This is a genomic window from Pseudoflavonifractor sp. AF19-9AC, from assembly GCF_003478995.1.
Lineage (GTDB): Bacteria > Bacillota > Clostridia > Oscillospirales > Oscillospiraceae > Lawsonibacter.
This window is the reverse complement of the sequence record NZ_QUGI01000002.1, coordinates 105,664-127,001: the sequence shown is the minus strand read 5'-3', so window position 1 is coordinate 127,001 and position 21,338 is coordinate 105,664. Positions and strand designations below refer to the sequence as shown.

The following is a 21,338-nucleotide window of genomic DNA, read 5'->3' as shown; positions in this document are numbered from 1 at the left end:
ACTATGATGGCAAGAAAACAAATTGTGTCCCTGGCCCTGGCCGCCGCCCTGGCCGTCTCCCTCACCGCCTGCGGAAGCAGCTCCGATACCAGCACAGATACCTCCGGCCAGACCGCCGCCGGTGTGGCCGTCCAGGTGCAGGAGGTCACCTCCGACGACATCGCCACCGAAAACAAGGTGTCCGGCAAGATTGCCGCCGACAATGAGACCTCTATCTTCGTGGTCTCCAGCGTCAAGTGTACCGCCGTGTACGTGGAGGCCGGCGACACCGTTCAGGCGGGGCAGAAGATCTGCACCCTGGATCTGGACAGCACCCTCTCCTCTTACAACGCGGCCAACATCAGCTATGACTCCGCCGCCCAGAGCTACCAGGATCAGAAGGCCATTCTGGACAAGCAGGTCCAGCTGGCCCAGACCAACCTGGACAACCTGAAGGCCCTCTTTGAAATCGGGGCCGCCTCCCAGCTGGAGATCGATCAGGCAGAGCTGTCCCTCCAGCAGGCCGAGGCGGGCCGCACCTCCACCCTGGCCCAGCTGGAGGCCGGGATGCAGAGCGCCAAGTCCAACGTGGAGCAGCTGTCCACCCTCCTGGAGGATGTGGACAGTCAGGGCAACGTGATTGCCCCCACCGCGGGCACCCTGGTGTCCCTCAACGCGGTGGAAAATGCCTTCGTCTCCCCCTCCATGCCTGTGGCCGTCATTGACGGGCCGGAGCAGATGAAGGTGTCCGTCTCCGTGTCTGAGGCCCTGGTGCCCAAGCTGGCCATCGGGGACGAGGCGGAAGTCACCGTGTCCGCCATTGACACCACCTTTACCGCCCAGATCCGTGCGGTGGAGCAGACCGCCAACGCCCAGACCAAGCTCTATACCGTCACCCTCTCCGTGCCCGCCGATGTGAGCGGACTGCTCAGCGGCATGTTTGCCGACGTCACCTTCCGCACCGATGCCTCGGAAAATGCGGTGGTGGTGCCCACCGAGGCCATCCTCACCAGCGGCACGGAGCAGCACGTCTTTGTGGTGGAAGAGGGCGTGGCCAAGCAGGTGGCCGTCACCACCGGCCTCACCGGCAACGGCGTCACGGAGATCACCTCCGGCCTCCAGCCCGGCCAGCAGCTGGTGACGGTGGGCCAGGCCTACCTGTCTGACGGCGATCCGGTGCGGGTCGTGTCCGGGGAGGGCTGAGGCTGTGAGCAGCATCGCAAAATTCTGCATCAAGCACAAGGTGACCACCCTCATGGCGGTCATCATGGTTTCCATCTTCGGTGTGGTCTTCACCACCCAGCTCCAGATGTCCCTCCTCCCGGACATTGAGGCCCCCGCCGCCGTGGTCCTGTGCTACTACAACGGCGCCAACCCCAGCGACATGGAGGAGCTGGTCACCCGCCCCCTGGAGTCGGCCATCATGTCGGTGCCCGGCGTGGACGGCGTGCAGTCCTCCTCCTCCGACGGAGTGAGCCAGGTCCAGATCACCTATGTGGACGGCACCGACCTGGACATTGCCGCCACCAAGCTGCGGGAGAAGTTTGATATGCTCTCCCTGCCCGACGGTGCCACCGACCCGGTCATCGTCAACATCAACGTCAGCGACCTGATGCCCTCGGCCATGATCGCCCTCATGGGAGAGGACCTGGCCTCCGTCCAGGCCCTGGCGGAGGACACGGTGGCCCCCGCTTTGGAGCGCATTGACGGCGTGGCGCAGGTCACCGTCTCCGGCGGCGTAAGCCAGCAGGTGGCCGTGGAGATCGACAACACCCGGGCCGCCGGCCTGGGGCTGTCCAGCTCCTACATCGCCCAGATTCTGGCCGCAGAGAACCTCCTCTACCCCGCCGGCGAGATGGAAAATGGGTCTCAGCACCTCACCGTTTCCACCGACGCCAAGCTGAGCACTGTGGAGGATGTGGCCAACGTCATTCTCCCCCTGCCCACCGGCGGCTCGGTGCGCCTCTCGGAGGTGGCCGACATCTCTTTGGAGAACCTGGACGCGGACACGGTGGCCAAGACGGACGGCACCGCCTGCGTCATCCTCCAGGTCTCCAAGCAGTCCGGCGCCAACGAGGCCGCCACCGCCCAGGCGGTGGCCAAGGCCATGGCGGAGCTAAAGGAGAAAAACGCCGCGGTGGCCTACGCCATTCCCTATCTGGCCTCCGACTACATTAACCTCTCTGTGGAGTCCGCCATCCAGAACATCATTCTGGGCGTAGTGCTGGCCGCCATTGTGGTGTTCCTCTTCCTGCGCCGCTGGGGCGCCACCGCCACCATCGCCGTGTCCATGCCCGTTTGTATTCTCACCGTGTTCGTGCTGATGAACGTCTTTGACCTCACCCTGAACATGATGTCCCTGGGCGGCATCGCCATGGGCGTGGGCATGATCGTGGACAACTCCATCGTGGTGCTGGAGAACATCTACCGCTACGCCGGCGAGGGCCACAGCCGCATGGAGTCCTGCGTGGACGGCACCAAAGAGGTCTTCACCTCCCTCACCGCCTCCACCCTCACCACCGTGGCCGTGTTCCTGCCCCTGGGCCTCAGCGGAGGCATTGCCGGTATGCTGTTCAAGGACTTCTGCCTCACCATTGCCTTCCTGATCCTGGGCTCTCTGGTCATTGCCGTCACCCTGGTGCCCCTGCTGTGTTACTTCCTGCTGGATGAGAACCGGGTGCGCCGCCAGGCTCTGAAAAAGGCCCAGCGGAAGAGCACCCGCAAATCTCTGCCCCTTATGGACTGGTACACCAAGGTGCTGGCCTTCTTCACCCGCCATCTGACCCTGGGTATGCTGGCCTCGGTGGCCCTGGTGGTTCTGTTCACCGTCTCCTGCCTGTCCACCAAGATGGTGCTCATGCCCGAGATGGACCAGGGCATGGTGACTGTCTCCGTCAGCACCCCCATCGGTTCGGAGGTGGAGCAGACCACCGCCATTGCCGACCGGGTGGTAGCTGTGGTGGAGGAGACGGTGCCCGAGCTGGACAACGTCTACTATATCACCCAGCCTGAGTCCGCCTCGGTGAATCTGACCCTGGTGGACAAAAGTGAGCGCACCCGCACCAGCCAGCAGGTGGCCAACGGCCTGCGCACCGCTCTGGCGGACATCGCCGGCTGTGAGATCACCGTCTCCGCCTCGGACATGACCGCGCTCATGGGCGGCCAGGACATCAGCGTAGACATCACCGGCACCGACTACAACACCCTGACCCTCATTGCCGGCGACCTGGCTGAGCAGATTGCCCAGCTGGAGGACGCCGTGGATGTGACCACCTCCGCCGCCAAGCGGGTGGACCAGGTCACCGTCACCATCAACCGGGAAGCCGCCTCCCAGTACGGCCTCACCGCCGCCACCATCGGCGCGGCGGTGCGCTCGGAGCTGTCCGGCGCCACCGCCACCACCGTCACCATCGACAACAAGGAGCTGGACGTGGTGGTCCGGGGCGACGGCGTGGCCGGGGAGAACCTGGACGCCCTGCGCTCCATGCCTGTCACCACCGCCTACGGCGGCACGGTGCCCCTGTCCTCGGTGGCCCAGGTGGAGATTATCCAGGCTCCCCAGACCATCACCCGTGTGAACCAGGCCCGGCAGATTTCTGTGGCGGGCGACACCATCAGCGGCGATACCACCGCCATGACTGCCAAGATCCAGGCCATTCTGGACAGCTACGCCCTGCCCGACGGCTACACCGCCCAGATTTCCGGCGCCTACACCGACATGATGGACAGCTTCTCCGACCTGCTGCTGGCTCTGGTTGTGGCCCTGGGCCTGGTGTACTTCGTCCTGGCCTCCCAGTTTGAGTCCTTCCTCATGCCCGTCATCGTCATGATGATTCTGCCCGTGGCCTTCAGCGGCGCTCTGTTTGCCCTGCCGGTCACCGGACGGGACCTGTCCATGATCTCTCTGGTGGCCCTCATCATGCTGGCAGGTACCGTGGTCAACGCCTCCATCATCCTGGTGGACTACATCCGTCAGCGCCGGGAGCGGGGCGAGAGCCGCCAGGAGGCCATCCTCCACGCCTGCCCCCTGCGTATCCGGCCCGTGCTCATGACCACCCTCACCACCATCCTGGCCCTGGTGCCCATGGCCCTGGGCATCGGCGACACCAACGAGATGATGTCTGATATGGGCATCACCATGATCAGCGGCATGGTCATTTCCACCATCATCACCCTGATCTTTACCCCGGTCTACTACTCCGTCATTGATAACCTCAGCCATATCTTCCGCCGCAAGCCCAAGCCTGCCCCCAAGGAGGAGACGGTGTAAGTCACCCAACGTGAAACGGGAGGCACACTCAAAAGAGTGTGCCTCCCGTTTTTTGTTTGGGGTCGATTCAAAAAGGACCTGACTCAGGTCAGCCGCACCCGGGGGCGGTCCGGGTGCTCCCCCGACCAGCCCACCGGGGGCATGCAGGTCAGACGGTAGAGGTCCTCCTCCTCCAGCTCAAAGGAGAAGAGGTCCCGGTTCTGGCGCATCCGCTCCAGGGAGGAGGCCTTGGGCAGGGGGACGATCCCTCGCTGCAGGGCGAATTTCAGGCAGATCTGGGCGGGGGACACCCCGTATTTCTCCGCCAGTGCGCAGACCAGCGGGTCCCCCAGCACCCGGCGCTTCCCCAGGGGGCTCCAGGCCTGGACCAGGATGTTCCGGGCCTGACAGTAGGCCACCGCGGCCTCCTGGGCGTGCCCGGGGTGGTACTCCATCTGGTCCACCATGGGGGCAATCCGGCCGTGTGCCAGGAGGTTTTCGATGTGGTGGGGGTGGAAGTTGCTCACACCGATGGCCTTCACCACGCCCTGGTCGTAGAGCTCCTCCAGGGCCTGCCAGGTCTCCAGGTCCAGGGCCTTCCAGTCGGCGTAGTCCGGGTCGGGCAGGGGCCAGTGGATGAGGTAGAGGTCCAGATAGTCGGTTTGCAGCGCCTCCAGGCTCCGGCGGGCGGCGGCCATGGCGCCCTCATAGCCCATCTCTGTCTTCCAAAGCTTGGAGGTGATGAAAACCTCCTCCCGGGCCAGACCGCTTTTCCGGATGGCGGAGCCCAGGTAGGACTCGGTGCCGTAAAAGGAGGCCGTGTCAAAGGCCCGGTAGCCGGCCTCAATGGCGGTGAGGAGGACATCCTCGTTTTGTTCCTCCGCCGTTTTGTAGGTCCCGAAAATGAGGGCCGGGACCCGGAGGCCGTTTTGCAGTTGGAATGTATGCTGCTGCATGTGGAGCGCTCCTTTCCGGGCAGACCGGGGTCCGCCACCTGATGTTTGCCTTATTATAGCACGGCGGAACAGGGTTTGCCAGCGGTTTGCCCGGAGCGGGGTAAAGAGGGCCGCGAGGGCATAGTGCCAGATAATTTCCAGAAAATGTATGTGGATGTACGATTTTGTGCAACTGCCCGCCAGTTACAAAGGCCGCGCTTTCTTGCAAGCTTTCTTGAAAGAAAGCTTGGCAAAGAACTTTCTGCGAAGCTGCGCTTCGCCTCTTTGCTCGTGGGAGATTCTCATGGAGAGGTAATCTGTAAACATACAAAGGAGGAAATTTTATGGCAAGCGGACAGACAGCGAATTTTGGACTCAATCAATGGGCGGCAGAGGATCAAGTAATCTGCACGGAGTTCAATGAGGACAACGCAAAAATTGATGAGGCTTTGGGAAAGATGTCCACAAAAGCAGAAGTTGCACTAAAAGCAGAACTTGTGGTAGGAAGTTATACAGGCAATGGAGCATCAAGCCGTACTATTTCCCTGGGGTTTCGACCAAAAGCGGTTTATGTGTGCAAGAACGACGGAACCACTAAGGATATCACCAACACCGCCTATGAGTGGCACTACGGAGGGTTGGCTGTGGATGGCTCTTCGTTAGTGGTGGGAGGAAAGACTGTTTTATCCATTTACTCCAGTGGGTTTAACGTGTATCGGGACACCCCTGATACCTCCGTTCATATTTTGACCAACGTTTCCGGTGTGGTATATCATTATTTTGCTATAAAGTAAGGAAACCGCCTCGGGATCCCCCGAGGCGGTTTTTCGTGATTTGATGCGGCGATTAAATTATGCTCCCCAAGTAATAGTGGCGTAGTTGGAGTTGGTGCCGCTGGCGGTTACGCTGAAGTCGTAAGCGCTGTGAGCGGTAACTACACAGTAGTAATACTCAGTGGTGCCTGTCTGTCCGGGGACAGTGTAGCTGGCAGAAGTAGCGCCGGAGACAGCAGAGCCGTCATTGCCGCTGCTATCAGTATCCTTGTACCACTGATAGGTAAAGACCACACCGGAAACCGGGGTAGCAGCAACCGTCAGAGTAACGGGGGTGTTGGCGGAGGGATTGCTACTGGCGGTGGGCTGAGTAGCGATCACAGCGGCGCTGGGGGCGGCAACAGAAGCGGCCTTCTGGAAGTACACAGCCACCTTGCTGGAATCGGTCTTGGAGGCGTCAACCAAGGTGATGTAGCCGGTGAAGTTGCCGTCGTTGGCCACAGAGGACAGAGTGGTCTCCTCGGCGGTGCCGTCAGTATCAATGGTAAAGACCTTGACGCCGTCCTTCATCACATAGTACTGGCCGCCCACAACCAAGGTGCCGTCACTGTAGCTGACAGCCTGGTTGTTGACAGTCTGCACCACATACTCGTTGGCGATGTCATCATTGACCTGCACCAGACCGGAGGGATAGCCGTCGCTGGTGGCGCTCCAGTAGTAGAGACCCACATTGGCCAGAGTGGAGGTAACGGTCAGCTTGGTGATCTGGCCGTCCACGATGGCATCATAAGTGTAGGTGGTCTTCTTAGCGCTGGAGTCATAGCCCTGAGCATAGGAGGTCTTCAGGACGTAAGCGGTCTTCACGTCGCTGCTGGCAGAAATATTGTTGGCAGTGGCGGTCAGATACACATAGGTGGCATATCCCTTTTCCACAGTGGCAGAGCCGGTGGCGCTGGACACGGTGGGCAGGTTGGCAATGCCGGTGTACACGGTGTAAGTCTTGGTGGTGCTGTTGTAAATCACAAAGACAGTGCTGCTGTTGGCAATGGCGTAGCCGTTGGTGTCCAGCTTGGCGTTGGCAGAAGAGAAGTTACCGGTCAGAGCCACGGTCTTGTCATCCTGGCCAGCGCCGGAAGCGGCGGTCAGGGCCTTCAGCTCATAGTTGCTGTCACTGTTCAGGCTGTAGGTGTACCAGGTACCGGCAGTCACGTTGCCAGTGGTGGCATCAGCAGTGCCTACCTTGTCGATACGGATGTTGGTGGAAGTGCCGTTGGTGAAGACGGCCTTGGCGGTGACGTAGTTGCCCACGACATTGTTGCCATCAGCCACGCGATCAGCAATGTAGACGTAGTTGCTCACGCCGGCGTAGTCGGTGACATACAGGACGTAGCCGTTGTCGTCCACATAGAAGTCATAGGTGCCGTTGTTAATGACATCATAGGTGGTGTTGGCACCGGAGGCAGAAGCATTGCTTTCGCTGATCAGGTTGTACTTATAGGTGGTGCCGCCGAAGGTGACATCCTTACCGGCGGTGTAGGCAGTCACGGACTGATCGCTAATCAGCTTGGGAGCCTTAACGGTCTGAACAACATAGTTGGAACCGTTCCAGGAGGCAGTGACCATCAGGATGTCGTCTTCCTTGATGGACTCCAGGCCCTCCACATCCTCAGACTTCAGAGTGGTCAGGTAGCTGCCGGTCTTGGCAGTGATGACCAGATCCTGGTCCTTGGCGTCGTAGTCGCTGGCAGCCTGAGCCACATAGGTGTTGATGATAGCGAAGGTCAGGTCGTACTTCTGAGAAGTCTCGTCGTACTGAACATAGACCTCGGTCACAACGCCGTTTCCGGTGGGAGTGGTGTCGTCGGCAACCCAAGTGGTCGCATTGGCGTCATAGCCAAAAGCGGTCTTGCTGTTGCGAATAATGTTGGAAACGTTAAAGGAACCAGTGGTAAAACCGTTGTGAGTGCTGTTGGTCACAACAACGGGTCTGCCATCCACAAAGACATCTACATCGCGGATGTTGTCCACGACGGTCTTGCCCAGGGTGGTGTACAGGTCGCCGTAGGTCATCTTGGCGGTGTAGGTGGCCGCCAGGTCGGCATCAGCGCTGAACACGCTGGTGACAGACTTGTTGCCGATGCACCAGGTGTAGGCGCCAGGACGGCCGAAGCTCTCGCTGTCAGCGGAGGTGGTCAGATCAAAGATCTTGTAGGCGATGGTGGCCTGGTAGTCAGCGCTGGTAGCATCGCCAATCTCATTCTCGTCGATGTCAGCCACGCCGCTCACCCAGTTGGTGGTGTAGTAGACCTTGAAACTCTCGTTGTACTTAACGGGAGTGGTCTTGGTGATGGCGTTGAAGGTCAGCTGAGCCACGTTGTCGCGGGTCAGACCCTCATGGGTGGCCAGCTTCATGTCGCCAAACAGACCCAGCTGAGTGCCTCTGGTGATAGCGGCCAGAGCCCAGTCATTGCCGAACTCAGCAGCATCCTGGAAATAGCCCAGAGCTTTGGTCAGCATCAGGGTGGCCTGAGCAGTGGTAACAGGCTCGTTGGGAGCGTACTTACCGTCGCCCACACCGGCCACGATGCCCAGAGAAGCGGCCAGGTTCACGAAGCCCTGAGCCCAGGTGGGCACGTCGGTGAAGACGTTGGCATTAGCAAACTGGCTGACATTCAGCTTGTTGCCGTACAGCATGTTGCAGATGATAACGGCCATTTCAGCGCGAGTCACAATCTGGTCGGGGTTAAAATTACCCTTGTCGTCGCCGGTCATAATACCAGCAGCAGCAAGAACTTCAACCGCTTCCTTGTTGGAAACGCTGTCCTGGTCAGTGTAGCTCACGGCGCCGGTACCGACCACCATCATGCCCAGGAGCATGACGGAAGCCAGAGCCAGGCTGAGAGCCCGCTTCAGGTTTCTCATTGGAATTCCTCCTTCTAAATTTTGATCCTCCGAGATTTCATCTTTTTGGATCGTTTTTCGGGGATTTTCCCCAAAATTTGAGGTTTTGGGAACTTTTTAAGACGATTAGGCCGGTATAACGCCCCTTGCATTCCAATTTTTGTGTGAAAAATCAAATGAAAAACAGCAAAACAGCCGCTTTTACCGTAAAAAAGTTACCTTGGTAGACATTTGGTAGACACCCAGAAAATGGAAAAACGCGGAACCCTTGGGACACAAAGGTTCCGCGCCTTTTTTGGTAGACATTTGGTAGACATGGTCCCGTCAGACCCTCTAAAACCCTTAGCGGGGAAAAGAGAAAAATTCAGCTATTTTTCAATTTAATGGAGCAAAGAAAAATCCGGCAAAAGGAATTGACAAACGAAAATGAATCGGGTATGATATAGGACAATCATCAAAAAGCGATGAGCGGGATAGTAAGCATGCCTGGATGCACAGAGAGGGAGCGGCTGGTGTAAGCTCCTCTGAAGGGCTATCACCGAACCTCACCCGTGAGCAGTCCCACTGAACCGGCGGATGCCCCAGTAGGCGGGAACGGATACCCTCCGTTACAGGGGCAATGAGTGCGCGGCGCAGGAAGCGCTGTGAATTTAGGTGGTACCACGGAGTTTCGGCTTCGTCCTATCGGAAGGATAGGACGGGGCCGTTTTTGCTTTTCCCGGACCAGAGACCAATTGGAGGTGACGTTCCATGAACGGAGCGCAGGCGTTAATTGAGAGCTTATTACAGGAACAGGTAGACCACATTTTCGGCTACGCCGGCGCTACCATCTGCCCGGCGGCGGACGCTCTGAAGGAGCATCCTGAGATTGCGTACACCCTGGTGCGCACGGAGCAGAACGCGGGACATATGGCCTCCGGCTACGCCCGGATTTCCGGTAAGGTGGGCGTGTGCATGGTGACCTCCGGCCCGGGAGCCACCAACCTGATTACCGGCATTGCCACCGCTTACATGGACTCCATTCCCATGGTGGCCATCACCGGCCAGGTGCCCAGCCACCTGCTGGGCCGGGACATTTTCCAGGAGGTGGACATCACGGGCGCGGTGGCTCCCTTCTCCAAGCACAGCTACCTGGTGAAGGATGCCAACCTCATCCCTCAGGTGGTGAAGGAGGCCTTCCACATCGCCTCCACCGGCCGGCCCGGTCCCGTTCTCATCGACATTCCCATTGACGTGCAGGAGCAGCAGCTGAAGGGGCCCTTTGTCTACCCCGAACAGGTGAACATCCGGGGCTATAAGCCCAGCGTCAAGGGCAACGAACTGCAGATCAAGCGGGTGGTGGAGGCCATCGCCCGGTCCAAGCAGCCACTCATCTGTGCCGGCGGCGGCGTGTGGCTGGCCAACGCCCGGGACGAGCTGCTGGAACTGGCGGAGGGCTGTGCCATCCCTGTAGTAAAGACCATGATGGGCCTGGGCCTGCTGCCCACCGACCACCCCCTGAACATGGGGATGATCGGCGCCCACGGCAACCACTGTGCCAATCAGGCTCTGGCCAAGGCGGACCTCCTCATTATGGTGGGTACCCGGGCGGCCGACCGGGCCATGGTGGACCCGGGGGAGATTCAGCGCCGGATGGCCACCATCCACATTGACGTGGATCCGGCGGAGATTGGCAAGAACATGCAGGCCGCCATCCCCCTGGTGGGGGATGTGAAGGTAATTTTGCGGCAGCTGCTGGACCGGCAGGCACCGGTGACCGACTCCACCGCCTGGCTGGAGCGGCTGAAGGACTACCGTAAGGCGGAACTGAGCCGCCAGTTCCCCCGCCGGGAGGGCTACGTATTTCCCGGAACCGTGCTGCGGAAGCTGGGCCGGAAGCTCAGCGAGGACGCAGTGGTGTGCGTGGACGTGGGCCAGAACCAGATCTTTGCCTGCAAGTACCTGCCCCAGAAGCAGGGGCGGCTGCTCACCAGCGGCGGCTTGGGTACCATGGGCTACGCTCTGCCCGCCTCCATCGGTGCCAAGATTGCCGACCGGAGCCGGCAGACTGTGGTGGTGTGCGGAGACGGCTCCTTCCAGATGGCCATGAACGAGCTCTCCGCCATTAAGACCGAGGACCTGGACATTAAAATCGTCCTCTTCCGCAACCACACTCTGGGCCTGGTCCATCAGATTCAGAGCCACGGCCCCTACCACGGCCCCTTCGGCGTGGCGCTGGACGGCTCCCCGGACTTTGAGACCATTGCCGCCGCCTACGGCATTTCCAGCCTGACGGTGAACGACGAGGATAAACTGGACGAGACCCTGGACCAGTTCCTGGATGCCAAGGGCTGCTGCCTGCTGATTTGTGAGGTCCACCCGGACGTGGGCACCAACGACTGAGGGAGGGGGAGAGACCATGAAACAGACTATTTCCGTGCTGGTGGAAAACCGGGCGGGCGTTCTGAACCGAATTACCGGACTGTTTTCCCGCCGGGCCTTCAACATTGAGTCCCTGGCCGTGGGTGTCACAGACGACCCCACCATCTCCCGCATCACCATCATCGTGGACAGCGGCAACAGTGTGGTGGAGCAGGTGGAAAAGCAGCTGAACAAGCTGGTTGAGGTCATTAAGGTGCGCACCCTGGAGGAGAACACCTTCATTGGCCGGGAACTGATGATTTTAAAGGTAAACGCCAACAACAAGACCCGCCAGGACATCATGACCATCTGTGAAATCATGGGGGCCAAGGTGGATGACATCTCTCCCACCTCCATGACCATGGAGCTGTCCGCCACACCGGATCAGCTGGACACCTTCCAGGCCATGATGCGCCCCTTCTCCATTTTGGAGGTCGTTCGCACCGGCGTCATTGCGGTGCAGAAGGGCGGAGGAAAGATTTAAGCGTCTGAGCCGTCGCGCCCAGCGTAGGTGAAGCGTGATATCTTGCCATAAGGAACAATTTGACTGGAGTTGAACCTATGAAAGTAAGAGCCACACAGGCCATCATGGAGTGCCTGCTGGAGCAGGGGGTGGACACCGTCTTCGGGTATCCCGGCGGAACCATCCTGAATGTCTATGATGAGCTCTATAATTATAAGGATAAGATCCACCATGTACTGACTGCCCACGAGCAGGGAGCCTCCCACGCCGCGGACGGCTACGCCCGCTCCACCGGAAAGGTGGGGGTGTGCTTTGCCACCAGCGGACCCGGGGCCACCAACCTGACCACGGGCATCGCCACCGCCTACATGGACTCCTCGCCGGTGGTCTTTATCACCTGCAACGTGACGGAGGATGTGCTGGGCAAGGATGCCTTCCAGGAGGTGGACATCACCGGCATCGCCATGCCTATCACCAAGGCCACCTATCTGGTGCGGGACCCCCAGTCCATCCCCGACGTGATGCGCCAGGCCTTTGCCGTGGCGGCCACCGGCCGGCCCGGCCCGGTGCTCATTGACTTTTTGAAAAATGTCACCGCGCCCAGTGTGGAGATTGAGTACGAGTTTATTCCCTGGACGGAGAACCGCTCCTGCAGCAGCATCCAGGCCCTGGCGGACAGCCACCAGCTGAAGAATCCCGAGCCCAACGGCGAGGACATTGACATTCTGGTGGACATGATTGCCCAGTCGGAGCGCCCGCTGCTCATCTGCGGCGGCGGCGTGGTCCGGGGCCGGGCCCACAAGCAGTTCCGGGAGTTTGCCGAGAAGCTGGACGCCCCGGTAGCCATCACCGTCATGGGCGGCGGTGGTTTCCCCGGGGGACACCCCCTGACCACAGGCATGATTGGCATGCACGGTTCCCGGGCCAGCAACCTGGCCTGCAGCGAGTGCGACCTGCTCATCGCTGTGGGCTGCCGGTTCTCTGACCGGGTGGCTCTGAATCCCGGCTCCTTTGCCAGCCAGGCCAAGATTGTCCACATCGACATTGACCGTTCGGAGATCGACAAGAACGTGCTCACCGACCACCATATCATCGGTGACGCCAAGGCGGTCTTGGATCTGCTGAACCCCAAGCTGCCCCAGTACAGCCATCCCGAGTGGAAAGAGCACATTCTCCCCCTGCGGGAGCCCTCCATTCCCCGCCAGAGCGAGAGCCTGACCCCCAAGCAGGTGCTGGAGACCATCCACCGCCTGGCGCCGGAGGACTCCATCGTGGCCACCGACGTGGGCCAGCATCAGATGTGGTCCATCCAGCATTTCCACTTTGACTACCCCGGCCAGCTGCTGACCTCCGGCGGCTTCGGCACCATGGGCTTCGGCCTGGGGGCCGCCATCGGGGCCAAGATGGGCAACCCGGACAAGGTGGTGATCCACACCACCGGCGACGGCTGCTTCCGCATGAACTGCCACGAGCTGGCCACCGTGGAGCACTACCACCTGCCCATCATCACGGTGATTTTCAACAATGGAACCCTGGGCATGGTCCGCCAGTGGCAGAACCTCATCTACCACCAGCGCTACTCCGAGACCACCCTGGACCGTGGCCCGGACTTTGTGAAGCTGGCCGAGGCCTATGGCCTGAAGGGCTTCCGGGTGACCAACATGGCGGAGATGGAGGAGGCCATGAAGGCGGCGCTGGAGGCGGGCTGCGGCTGTGTGCTGGACTGTCGGCTGGATATGGACGAGATGGTCCGGCCCATGGTGCCCGGCGGCGCCCACATCACCAACTTTTTGCTGAAGTAAGGGGGCGACGGGATGAAGAAAGAATTTGATACCCAGAAGAAGCTCTATACCCTGGCCATTCTGGTCCAGGATATCCCGGGTGTCCTCAGCCAGGTGGCCCGGCTCTTTTCCCGGAAGGGCTACAACATCGAGTCCATCGTCTCCGGCGAGACGGATAAGCCCGGTACCACCCGGATTACCATTGTCATTCTGGGGGACGAGCTGATGGTCAACCAGATTGCCGCCCAGTGCCGCAAGCTCATTCCGGTGCAGGCGGTGAAGATTCTGGAAGAGGCCGAGTCCATTCAGCGGGAATTTGCCTTGATTAAGGTAAAGACCGCTGACCGCAACGCCCGGGACGAGGTCATTCAGATCTCCAACCTCTTCCGCGCCAACATCATTGACGTGGGCCGGGACACCCTGACGGTGGCCATCTTCGGAGACAAGGACAAGACCGGAGCACTTATTGCCTTGCTGGAGGACTTCGGCATTCTGGAAATCGCAAAAACGGGTACTCTCGCCATCGAAAGAGGGCGTAGCACTATATATGATGACAACAAACTGAAGGAGGAATATAACTATGGCAAAAATGTATTATGAGAAGGATTGCGACATCAACTACCTCAACGGGAAGAAGATCGCCATCATTGGCTACGGCTCTCAGGGCCATGCCCACGCCATGAACCTGAAGGATTCCGGCTGCGACGTGTGCGTCGGCCTGCGTCAGGGCTCCAAGAACTGGGCTAACGCCGAGCAGGCCGGCCTGAAGGTGATGACCGTGCCCGAGGCCGCCAAGTGGGGCGACATCGTCATGATCCTCATCAACGACGAGGTTCAGGCCGACGTCTATAAGAAGGACATCGCCCCCAACCTGGAGGCCGGCAACATGCTGATGTTCGCCCACGGCTTCAACATCCACTTCAAGCAGATCGTGCCTCCCGCCGACGTGGACGTGACCATGATCGCCCCCAAGGGCCCCGGCCACACCGTCCGCTCCACCTATGTCAACGGCAAGGGCGTGCCCTGCCTCATCGCCGTGGAGCAGAACGCCACCGGCGACGCCTATAAGCTGGCTCTGGCCTATGCCGCCGGCATCGGCGGCGCCCGTGGCGGCGTGATGGAGACCACCTTCCAGGACGAGACCGAGACCGACCTGTTCGGCGAGCAGGCTGTTCTGTGCGGCGGCGTTGTGGAGCTGATGAAGCTGGGCTTCGAGACCCTGGTCGAGGCCGGCTACGAGCCCGAGAACGCCTACTTCGAGTGCATCCACGAGATGAAGCTCATTATCGACCTCATCAACAAGGGCGGCGTGGCTGCCATGAACTACTCCATCTCCGACACCGCGGAGTACGGCGAGTATGTCTCCGGTCCCCGTGTCCTGCCCTATGAGGAGACCAAGAAAAACATGAAGGCGGTCCTGAAGGACATTCAGGACGGCGTGTTCGCCGGCAAGTGGATTGCCGAGAACAAGAACGGCCGTACCTTCTTCAACGCCAAGCGTGCCCAGCTGGCCAAGCACCAGATGGAGACCGTGGGCGCTGAGCTGCGCAAGAACATGATCTGGGGCGGCGACACCGACCTGGACACCGCTTCCAACTAAAATGAAACAACAAAGGAGCGCCCCGCGGGGCGCTCCTTCTCTTTCTTGGGAAGAACCGGGAATTGCGGCAATAAAATTACCGTTTTCCTGTGACATACAGAAGATCTGATATGTGGGATATGCGGATCAAGCTTCATAGCCGGGCTCCGCGCTTTTCAATGAGGGACCACGCTTCCGTTCGCGTAAAAAGCAGTAAATAAGCTTATTTTTTCGGCCTCTTATGGATTATCAGCTGTGTACAGACGATGAGTTCGATGCTGAGAAACAGGGTGTTTGCCATATCCTCGCCGAAAACAGGCGTTCCATAGGACCAAAACAGAGCGTATGCCAACAGGACAACCAATATTGAAAGAATTACATGCCCCCAAAAGCTTTTGTTCATATGGACTCCCCCCAATAAAAAGCGCTTATTTAAGGAAGATAATGTGCTTCAAAGTATGCATTCCTGCGGTCAACGTTAATACGCGGGCCAAACCCAATTGATCCAGCAATACCGTTGCCATCAATACTGAGAGAAGGGTTAGGATCAAGGGAAATCCTTGCGTGGGTGTAAGACCCTACCACGTTAAAGTAGGTTGGAAGCGTAGGTTGTTGTACGTGTCCGTCATACCGCATGTGGACATGAAAATCTGTATATTTTGTTTCAACATTACCTCTAGTTAGGTCTTGGGCAATGAAAATGTAATGCCACCGCCGTTAAAGTCGCCATTTGTGGTGGAATCCAATTGGAATTTGCTTTGGGGAATTGATGTCCAAGAGCTATCATAATCCTTCTCTGCTAATATCACATCATTTTCACGAGTAATCATATTATATTGATAATACCCTGAATAAGTATTTTCTGTAATCGATATATTCTGTGCGCAGGCTCCTAATGCATCAACGCCTCTAAAGAGTGGCATTTTCTTCCAGGTAGCGTCACATGTAATCCGTATCCCACCATTTCCGGCACCAGAATCCGCTATAGTGACCGTTAATTCCATATAGTCATCATTTGGTAATGATCCTTCGCCATTACCTACAATCCCACGGGCGGCCTGCTTTTCCGCAATAGATGCTGCGAGGGCTTCATCTTCTGACACAACTGTAACGATACCATCGGCATCCGTTTTGTAATATACCGTAGAGGAGTACATCCACTGTGTTCTCGCATATAAAGCTAGATCCTCAGCGGATAGATTATTTATGGCTCCTTCGCTCATCCCCATAGCTTGAAGTAGTTCTTTTGTATGACTATAATCCAGTGACATAGTGGAAAGACTATTTGTGGCTGTCCGATTCATCACTCTGATTATTTCACCTGCTTCGTTGGTATATTGCGTAACATAATAATCATTTTGTGTCGTTGTAGTATATTCGGTGGCAGAAATAGGAAATATAAAGGGAATACACATCATAAACGACAACACTACCTTGCATGCGCGTTTCAACATTTTGTCAACTCCTTTATATTTACACATGTTCTTAAAAATTGTATAATTCGCTAAACAGTTAATATCTCACCGTTCCCGTTACGGTCACGGCATAGGAGGCGTTGTTGCGGATGGCCAGGGTGTACTGACCGGTCTGGTTGACTTTAAACGATTTGTTGAAGCTTCCGCTGGTACAGTTGATAGAATAAAACAAGCCATTTGGAGCAATATAGCCGAAATCAACGCTGGCAGACTTGGGCGTATAGGTGCAGTCATACTCTATCATGTCGCCTTTTGCCAGAGAGAATTCCACATTGATGGGCGCAAGAGTTTTTGCGGGAATACTAGAATCCAACCGTCCAGCTGCGCGCATAACCACGGCGCCGTTGCCGTTATTGGGAAGCTCGGCTGCGCCGACGGACATCACCGCAGAACTGAGCATCAGCACACAGGACAAAAGGACGATTCCAAACCGCTTGCGGCACATTTTTACCACCTCCTCCCCAATATCATTCCTCGAGCGGAAGAAGCGGCATACCTTCTCCTATTGTTGAAGGATCTATCACCTCACCTTGCAGTTTGGATTCTGGGATGGGCCGATCACCCCATTCCCCAAAGAGCAGCGCCCCAATCAGGACGCTCCCTGCCAGCAGCAGGGCGGCCAGCAGGGCCGGCAGGCGCCGCCCCGGCTGTGGAGCGGGCGTCTCCTCCGCCGGGGCTGACAGCGTCCGCTCCCCATTCAGGAGGAAATCCACCGACACGCCCAGTGCCTTTCCCAGCTGGTTCAGGTTGTCGCCGGAGGGGACGGCCAGGCCGTTCTCCCATTTGGAGACCGTCTGCCGGGAGACGTTGAGCTGCTCCGCCAGCCTTTCCTGGGAGAGCCCCCGCTCCCTCCGGACGCGTTTCATTCGTTTCGCTATGCTCATGCTAACATGCCTCGCTCTCAATCGCCATCAACTTTTGTTTACATTGGCTGTTTTTTCTAAAAATCCGCATACAAGCCGGAATTTACATGGCCGCGGTGTCCTTCCAGCGCTGTTTTTCCCGGCAGATGCGCCCGGGGGGCGGCCTTGTCTGAAACGGTGATTGCGGCATCGTTTGCCCCATCCCACTCTGCCCCTTCCATTATATCAAAAAGGCCCCGCCGGCGGCGAGGTTTTCTGACAGACTGAGGCGCGCTGCGGAGCTTGCTCCGCAGCGCGCCTTTCGTGGAAGAGAAAAAGAGGTTATCGTGCAAACAGCTTCAGGGTGTCCTCAAAGACGCCCTTGGCGGCGTTTTCCTTATAGACCCGGCGGGTGTTGCCCTTGAAGGTCTCCCCCAGGGCGATGCACAGCCCGGGGGTGGGCTCGGGCCGCTTGCCCCGAAGAATGTCCTCGGCGGCAGGCAGCTGGAAGGGGATGGGCTTGATGGCCCCCGCCACCACCCGGGCGTCCTCAATGATGCCCTCGCTGTTCAGGCGGAGGGCGATGGCCATGCCGATGCGGGAGATGGTCACCTGGGAGCGGTGGCCCAGCTTGTGGAAGGCGGAGCGCCAGCCCTGGAGGGCGGTGCGGTCGATGGTGAAGCTGACAATGACCTCGCCCAGCTCCAGCTGGGTCTTGCGGCCGTCCTTGCCCTGGAAGAACTGCTGGATGGGCAGGACGCGGCGCAGGCCGCCGGGGCAGAGGATGTCCACCTGGGCGTTCAGCAGCCACAGCACGGAGGGCAGGTCGGCGGCGGGAGAGGCGTTGGCCACGTTGCCGCCGATGGTGCCCTTGTTGCGGATCTGGGGGGAGCCCACGCCGCCCGCGGCGTCGGCCAGGGCCTGCAGGTCGGAAAGACCGTCGGTGGCCTCCTTCACCCGGGCCATGGTGGCCATGGCGCCGATGACGGCCCGCTCCGGGGTAATGATGATGTCACGCAGGGCGGACACGTCGCTGAGGGAGAGGAGAACATCGGGCTCCAGATGCTTGGCGCGCATCTGAAGAACCAGGTCGGTGCCTCCGGCCAGAATGAGGCTCTTTCCGGTCAGCTGACCCAGGGCCTCACCCAGCTCTTCCAGATTTCTGGGAATCAGACAAGTGTTCATGCTTCTCCTCCCATCTCCCGGGCGGCCCGGCTGACCGCGTTGACGATCTGGACATAGCCCGAGCAGCGGCAGATATTGCCGGACAGGGCGGTACGAATCTCTTCCGGGGTGGGATTGGGGTTCTTCAGCAGCAGAGCCTTGGCGGACATGATCATGCCCGGGGTGCAGAAGCCGCACTGCACGGCGATCTCCTCCACAAAGGCGCGCTGGAGGATGTCCAGCTCTCCGCTCTTTTCCAGACCCTCAATGGTCTCCACGTGCCGGCCGTTCAGCTGGGCGGCCAGGGTGAGGCAGGAGTGGACGGCCTCGCCGTCCATCAGCACGGTGCAGGCGCCGCACTCACCCTCGGAGCAGCCCTCCTTGGTGCCGGTGAGGCCCAGGTCCTCCCGCAAAATATCCAGCAGACGGCGCTGGGGATCGGTGTCCAGAGAAACCGGCTCACCGTTGACAAAAAAGTTCAGGCGCATGTTAAGCTTCCCTCCTTGCGATACACTCCAGAATACGGTCGGGATCCATGGGCAGCACGCCCAGATCGGCGTCCAGTGCCCGGTTCACCGCGCCGCTCACGGCGGCGGCCACGGGGACCATGCCGATCTCGCCGATGGACTTGGCGCCGAAGGGGCCATCCTTGGAGGGACCGTCCTGGATGAGCTCCACCTGAATCTCCGGCAGATCGGGGGCATTCATCAGGTGATACTTGGACAGACTGGCCACGCCACGGCCGTCGGGGGAGAAGGTGTACTGCTCCCGCAGAGCGGCGCCGCAGCCCATCTGGACCGCGCCCTGGGTCTGGGCAATGCACATGGCGGGGTTGATGGCCTGGCCCACATCGTGGAGAGCCAGGTAGTCCAGTACCTTGGTCAGACCCGTCCAAGTGTCCACCTCCACGTGGGCGAAGTGGGCGCCGGTGGTGATGGGGTTGGAGTGGGTCTCAAAGGTCTCCCGAGCGAAGATCTCATGGCACAGGTTCAGAATGGACCACTGGGACACGTCCTTGTAGGTGAGGGCCACCTCCGGGTGGTCCTTCCGGTGGATGACCGCCTGCTGGAAGTAGAGCTCCTCCTGGGGGGCGTCCAACATCTGAGCGGCGGCGGAGAGCAGCTCTCCGCGCAGCTTCTGGGCGCAGCGCATGAGCACGCCGCCCACCATGAAGGTACTGCGGCTGGAGTAGCAGCCGTAGTCGTAGGGAGTGACAGCGGTGTCCGCCTCCTCCAGACGGATCTGGTCCATGGGCAGCTCCAGCACCTCAGAGAGGATCATCTTAAAAGCCTGGACGCTGCCGCAGCCGTGGTCGTGGATGCTGGCGCAGGCCTGGACGGTGCCGTCATCGCCCATGCGGAGCTCCGCCTGAGCGAAGTCCCGGAAGCGGGTGTAGTAGGTGTTGGTGTGTCCGCCGCAGGCCACGCCGCAGCCCCGCTTGTAGCGGTGGTTGGCGGCGTTGAAGGCCTTGTCCTCCTCCAGGCGCTCAGCCCAGCGGAACTTCTCCCGGCCACGGAGCAGGCACTCCTCAATGCGGGTGTCCTCCACGGGCAGGTTCATCTTGATGTCGTACTCCCCGGGGTGGAGCACGTTTTTGAGCCGCAGCTCCACGGGGTCCATGTTCAGGGCCTTGGCGGCATTTTCCAGCAGGTGCTCCAGCAAGGTGTAGTACTCGGCCACGCCCCAGCTGCGGAAGGAGCCGCCGGGAGTGGTGTTGGTGGACACCAGGCGGGCGTGGAGGTTGCCGTAAGGCACCCGGTAGCAGCGGAACATTTTGCCGAAGGGGGCACGCATATAGTCCCGGCCGCTGCTGATATAGGCGCCGGCGTCATAGAGAATGTCCATGTCCAGGCGGAGAATGGTGCCGTCCTTGCGGAACACGCCCCGCAGATCACCCCGCATGGCGCCCCGGCAGTAGGCCGAGCGCATGGTCTCCATGCGGTCGTATACCAGCTTCACCGGGCGGTTCAGCTCCTTGGCCAGAACGGCGGCCACGGGCTCCACAATCCACTCCTGCTTTCCGCCGAAGGAGCCGCCCATGGTGGCCTTGATGACCCGCACCCGGTTGTAGGGCAGGCCCAGCATGTCAGCCAGGACGGTGCGGATGCCGAAGACGGCCTGGTTGGGGCTTTCCACGGTGAGCATACCGGTGGAGGGGTCGTACTGGGCCACGCAGGCGTGGGTCTCCATGGCGGCGTGGTGCAGACGGCTGAGCTCACTGTGGGAGGTGACTACAATGCCCTCGGCCTCGTCGGGCTGGGGCTCACCTACCGTGATGGTGCCCTCGTCCACAATGGGGGATTCGCCCTCCAGGCAGTGCTTGCCGGCCAGGGCATCCTCAAAGTTCAGGGCGTAGGGCAGCTCCTCGTACTCCACCTTCACCAGAGCGGCGGCCCGCCGGGCGGTCTCCTCGTCCCGGGCGGCCACGGCGCCCACCCGGTCGCCCACAAAGCGGACGTAGGAGTGGAAGACGTGCTCCTCATTGGGCAGCATCTGGGAGCCGGGGTTGGAGAATTGGCTGCGGTAGCGGTTGTAGCAGTAATCCGGGGAGTTGAGACAGTGGAACACGCCGTAGACGCCCTCCAGAGCCAGAGCCCGGGAGGCATCCACCGATACCACGCGGCCGTGGGGAATGGTGCTGAAGATCATGGCAATGTGGGCCATGTTGGGCATGGTGAGGTCAGCCGTATAGTGAGTACGGCCGGTGACCTTGCCCTTGGCGTCGTGAATGGGATTGCCGGTTCCAATCACCTTCATCATCTGGTCCCTCCTCATTTGTATCAAAGCGGCGGGCAGC

The 21,338-nt window shown here is 59.6% G+C and carries 16 protein-coding genes and 1 other annotated feature; of the genes, 8 read left to right on the top strand and 8 right to left on the bottom strand.

The genetic code is table 11. The features are described from left to right. The first annotated feature begins 3 nt into the window (after positions 1 to 3). Positions 4 to 1,182: an efflux RND transporter periplasmic adaptor subunit gene (locus tag DWX58_RS03430; protein WP_118641610.1), complete on the top strand. Its 1,179-nt coding sequence runs from the start codon at positions 4 to 6 to the stop codon at positions 1,180 to 1,182. A 4-nt stretch (positions 1,183 to 1,186) separates the two neighbouring features. Continuing rightward, positions 1,187 to 4,249: an efflux RND transporter permease subunit gene (locus tag DWX58_RS03425; RefSeq protein WP_243093239.1), complete on the top strand. Its 3,063-nt coding sequence runs from the start codon at positions 1,187 to 1,189 to the stop codon at positions 4,247 to 4,249. A gap of 83 nt (positions 4,250 to 4,332) precedes the next feature. Here the strand turns inward: DWX58_RS03425 and DWX58_RS03420 are convergent, their stop codons facing one another. Then, a complete protein-coding gene (locus DWX58_RS03420) occupies positions 4,333 to 5,184 on the bottom strand; it encodes an aldo/keto reductase (protein WP_118641609.1) in 852 nt (283 codons plus the stop codon). A gap of 323 nt (positions 5,185 to 5,507) precedes the next feature. Between DWX58_RS03420 and DWX58_RS03415 the strand changes: the two genes are divergently transcribed. After that, complete coding sequence (locus DWX58_RS03415; RefSeq protein WP_118641608.1) at positions 5,508 to 5,957, top strand: hypothetical protein; 450 nt, start codon at positions 5,508 to 5,510, stop codon at positions 5,955 to 5,957. A gap of 57 nt (positions 5,958 to 6,014) precedes the next feature. Here DWX58_RS03415 and DWX58_RS03410 read toward each other — a convergent pair whose 3' ends face one another. Next, complete coding sequence (locus DWX58_RS03410; RefSeq protein WP_118641607.1) at positions 6,015 to 8,858, bottom strand: S-layer homology domain-containing protein; 2,844 nt, start codon at positions 8,856 to 8,858, stop codon at positions 6,015 to 6,017. A gap of 434 nt (positions 8,859 to 9,292) precedes the next feature. Then, positions 9,293 to 9,524 (top strand) — a binding site (T-box leader). 63 nt (positions 9,525 to 9,587) lie between these two features. Here DWX58_RS03410 and ilvB (DWX58_RS03405) point away from each other — a divergent pair. The 5 genes from ilvB (DWX58_RS03405) (at position 9,588) to ilvC (ending at position 15,081) form a co-directional block, all read left to right on the top strand. After that, entirely contained in the window at positions 9,588 to 11,219 is a 1,632-nt protein-coding gene (ilvB, locus tag DWX58_RS03405) for a biosynthetic-type acetolactate synthase large subunit (protein ID WP_118641606.1), read from the top strand. A 16-nt stretch (positions 11,220 to 11,235) separates the two neighbouring features. Continuing rightward, complete coding sequence (ilvN, locus tag DWX58_RS03400; protein ID WP_118641605.1) at positions 11,236 to 11,721, top strand: acetolactate synthase small subunit; 486 nt, start codon at positions 11,236 to 11,238, stop codon at positions 11,719 to 11,721. A gap of 77 nt (positions 11,722 to 11,798) precedes the next feature. Next, complete coding sequence (gene ilvB / locus DWX58_RS03395) at positions 11,799 to 13,502, top strand: biosynthetic-type acetolactate synthase large subunit (RefSeq protein ID WP_118641604.1); 1,704 nt, start codon at positions 11,799 to 11,801, stop codon at positions 13,500 to 13,502. Positions 13,503 to 13,514: 12 nt separating this feature from the next. Then, positions 13,515 to 14,081, top strand: coding sequence for an acetolactate synthase small subunit (gene ilvN, locus DWX58_RS03390; protein ID WP_118641603.1), 567 nt, complete (start codon positions 13,515 to 13,517; stop codon positions 14,079 to 14,081). Continuing rightward, positions 14,062 to 15,081, top strand: a complete 1,020-nt coding sequence (gene ilvC, locus DWX58_RS03385) for a ketol-acid reductoisomerase (protein WP_118641602.1) — start codon at positions 14,062 to 14,064, stop codon at positions 15,079 to 15,081. Before ilvN (DWX58_RS03390) ends, ilvC begins: the two co-directional genes overlap by 20 nt. 659 nt (positions 15,082 to 15,740) lie before the next feature. Here the strand turns inward: ilvC and DWX58_RS03375 are convergent. From DWX58_RS03375 to DWX58_RS03350, 6 genes are all read right to left on the bottom strand, one after another. Continuing rightward, positions 15,741 to 16,514 carry a hypothetical protein gene (locus tag DWX58_RS03375; protein WP_118641600.1) on the bottom strand — a complete coding sequence of 258 codons (774 nt, stop codon included), beginning with the start codon at positions 16,512 to 16,514 and terminating at the stop codon, positions 15,741 to 15,743. 58 nt (positions 16,515 to 16,572) lie between these two features. After that, positions 16,573 to 16,980 (bottom strand): hypothetical protein, encoded by a 408-nt coding sequence (locus tag DWX58_RS03370; RefSeq protein WP_118641599.1) that lies wholly within the window; start codon positions 16,978 to 16,980, stop codon positions 16,573 to 16,575. Positions 16,981 to 17,002: 22 nt separating this feature from the next. Beyond that, the gene (locus DWX58_RS03365) at positions 17,003 to 17,401 is read right to left on the bottom strand and encodes a helix-turn-helix transcriptional regulator (RefSeq protein WP_158579201.1); all 399 of its coding nucleotides are present in this window, start codon (positions 17,399 to 17,401) and stop codon (positions 17,003 to 17,005) included. Between the two features lie 318 nt (positions 17,402 to 17,719). Then, a complete protein-coding gene (locus DWX58_RS03360; RefSeq protein ID WP_118641597.1) occupies positions 17,720 to 18,562 on the bottom strand; it encodes an FAD binding domain-containing protein in 843 nt (280 codons plus the stop codon). After that, positions 18,559 to 19,029, bottom strand: a complete 471-nt coding sequence (locus tag DWX58_RS03355) for a (2Fe-2S)-binding protein (protein ID WP_118641596.1) — start codon at positions 19,027 to 19,029, stop codon at positions 18,559 to 18,561. Before DWX58_RS03355 ends, DWX58_RS03360 begins: the two co-directional genes overlap by 4 nt. Before the next feature lies 1 nt (position 19,030). Next, the gene (locus tag DWX58_RS03350) at positions 19,031 to 21,301 is read right to left on the bottom strand and encodes a xanthine dehydrogenase family protein molybdopterin-binding subunit (RefSeq protein ID WP_158579200.1); all 2,271 of its coding nucleotides are present in this window, start codon (positions 21,299 to 21,301) and stop codon (positions 19,031 to 19,033) included. Positions 21,302 to 21,338 lie beyond the last annotated feature (37 nt).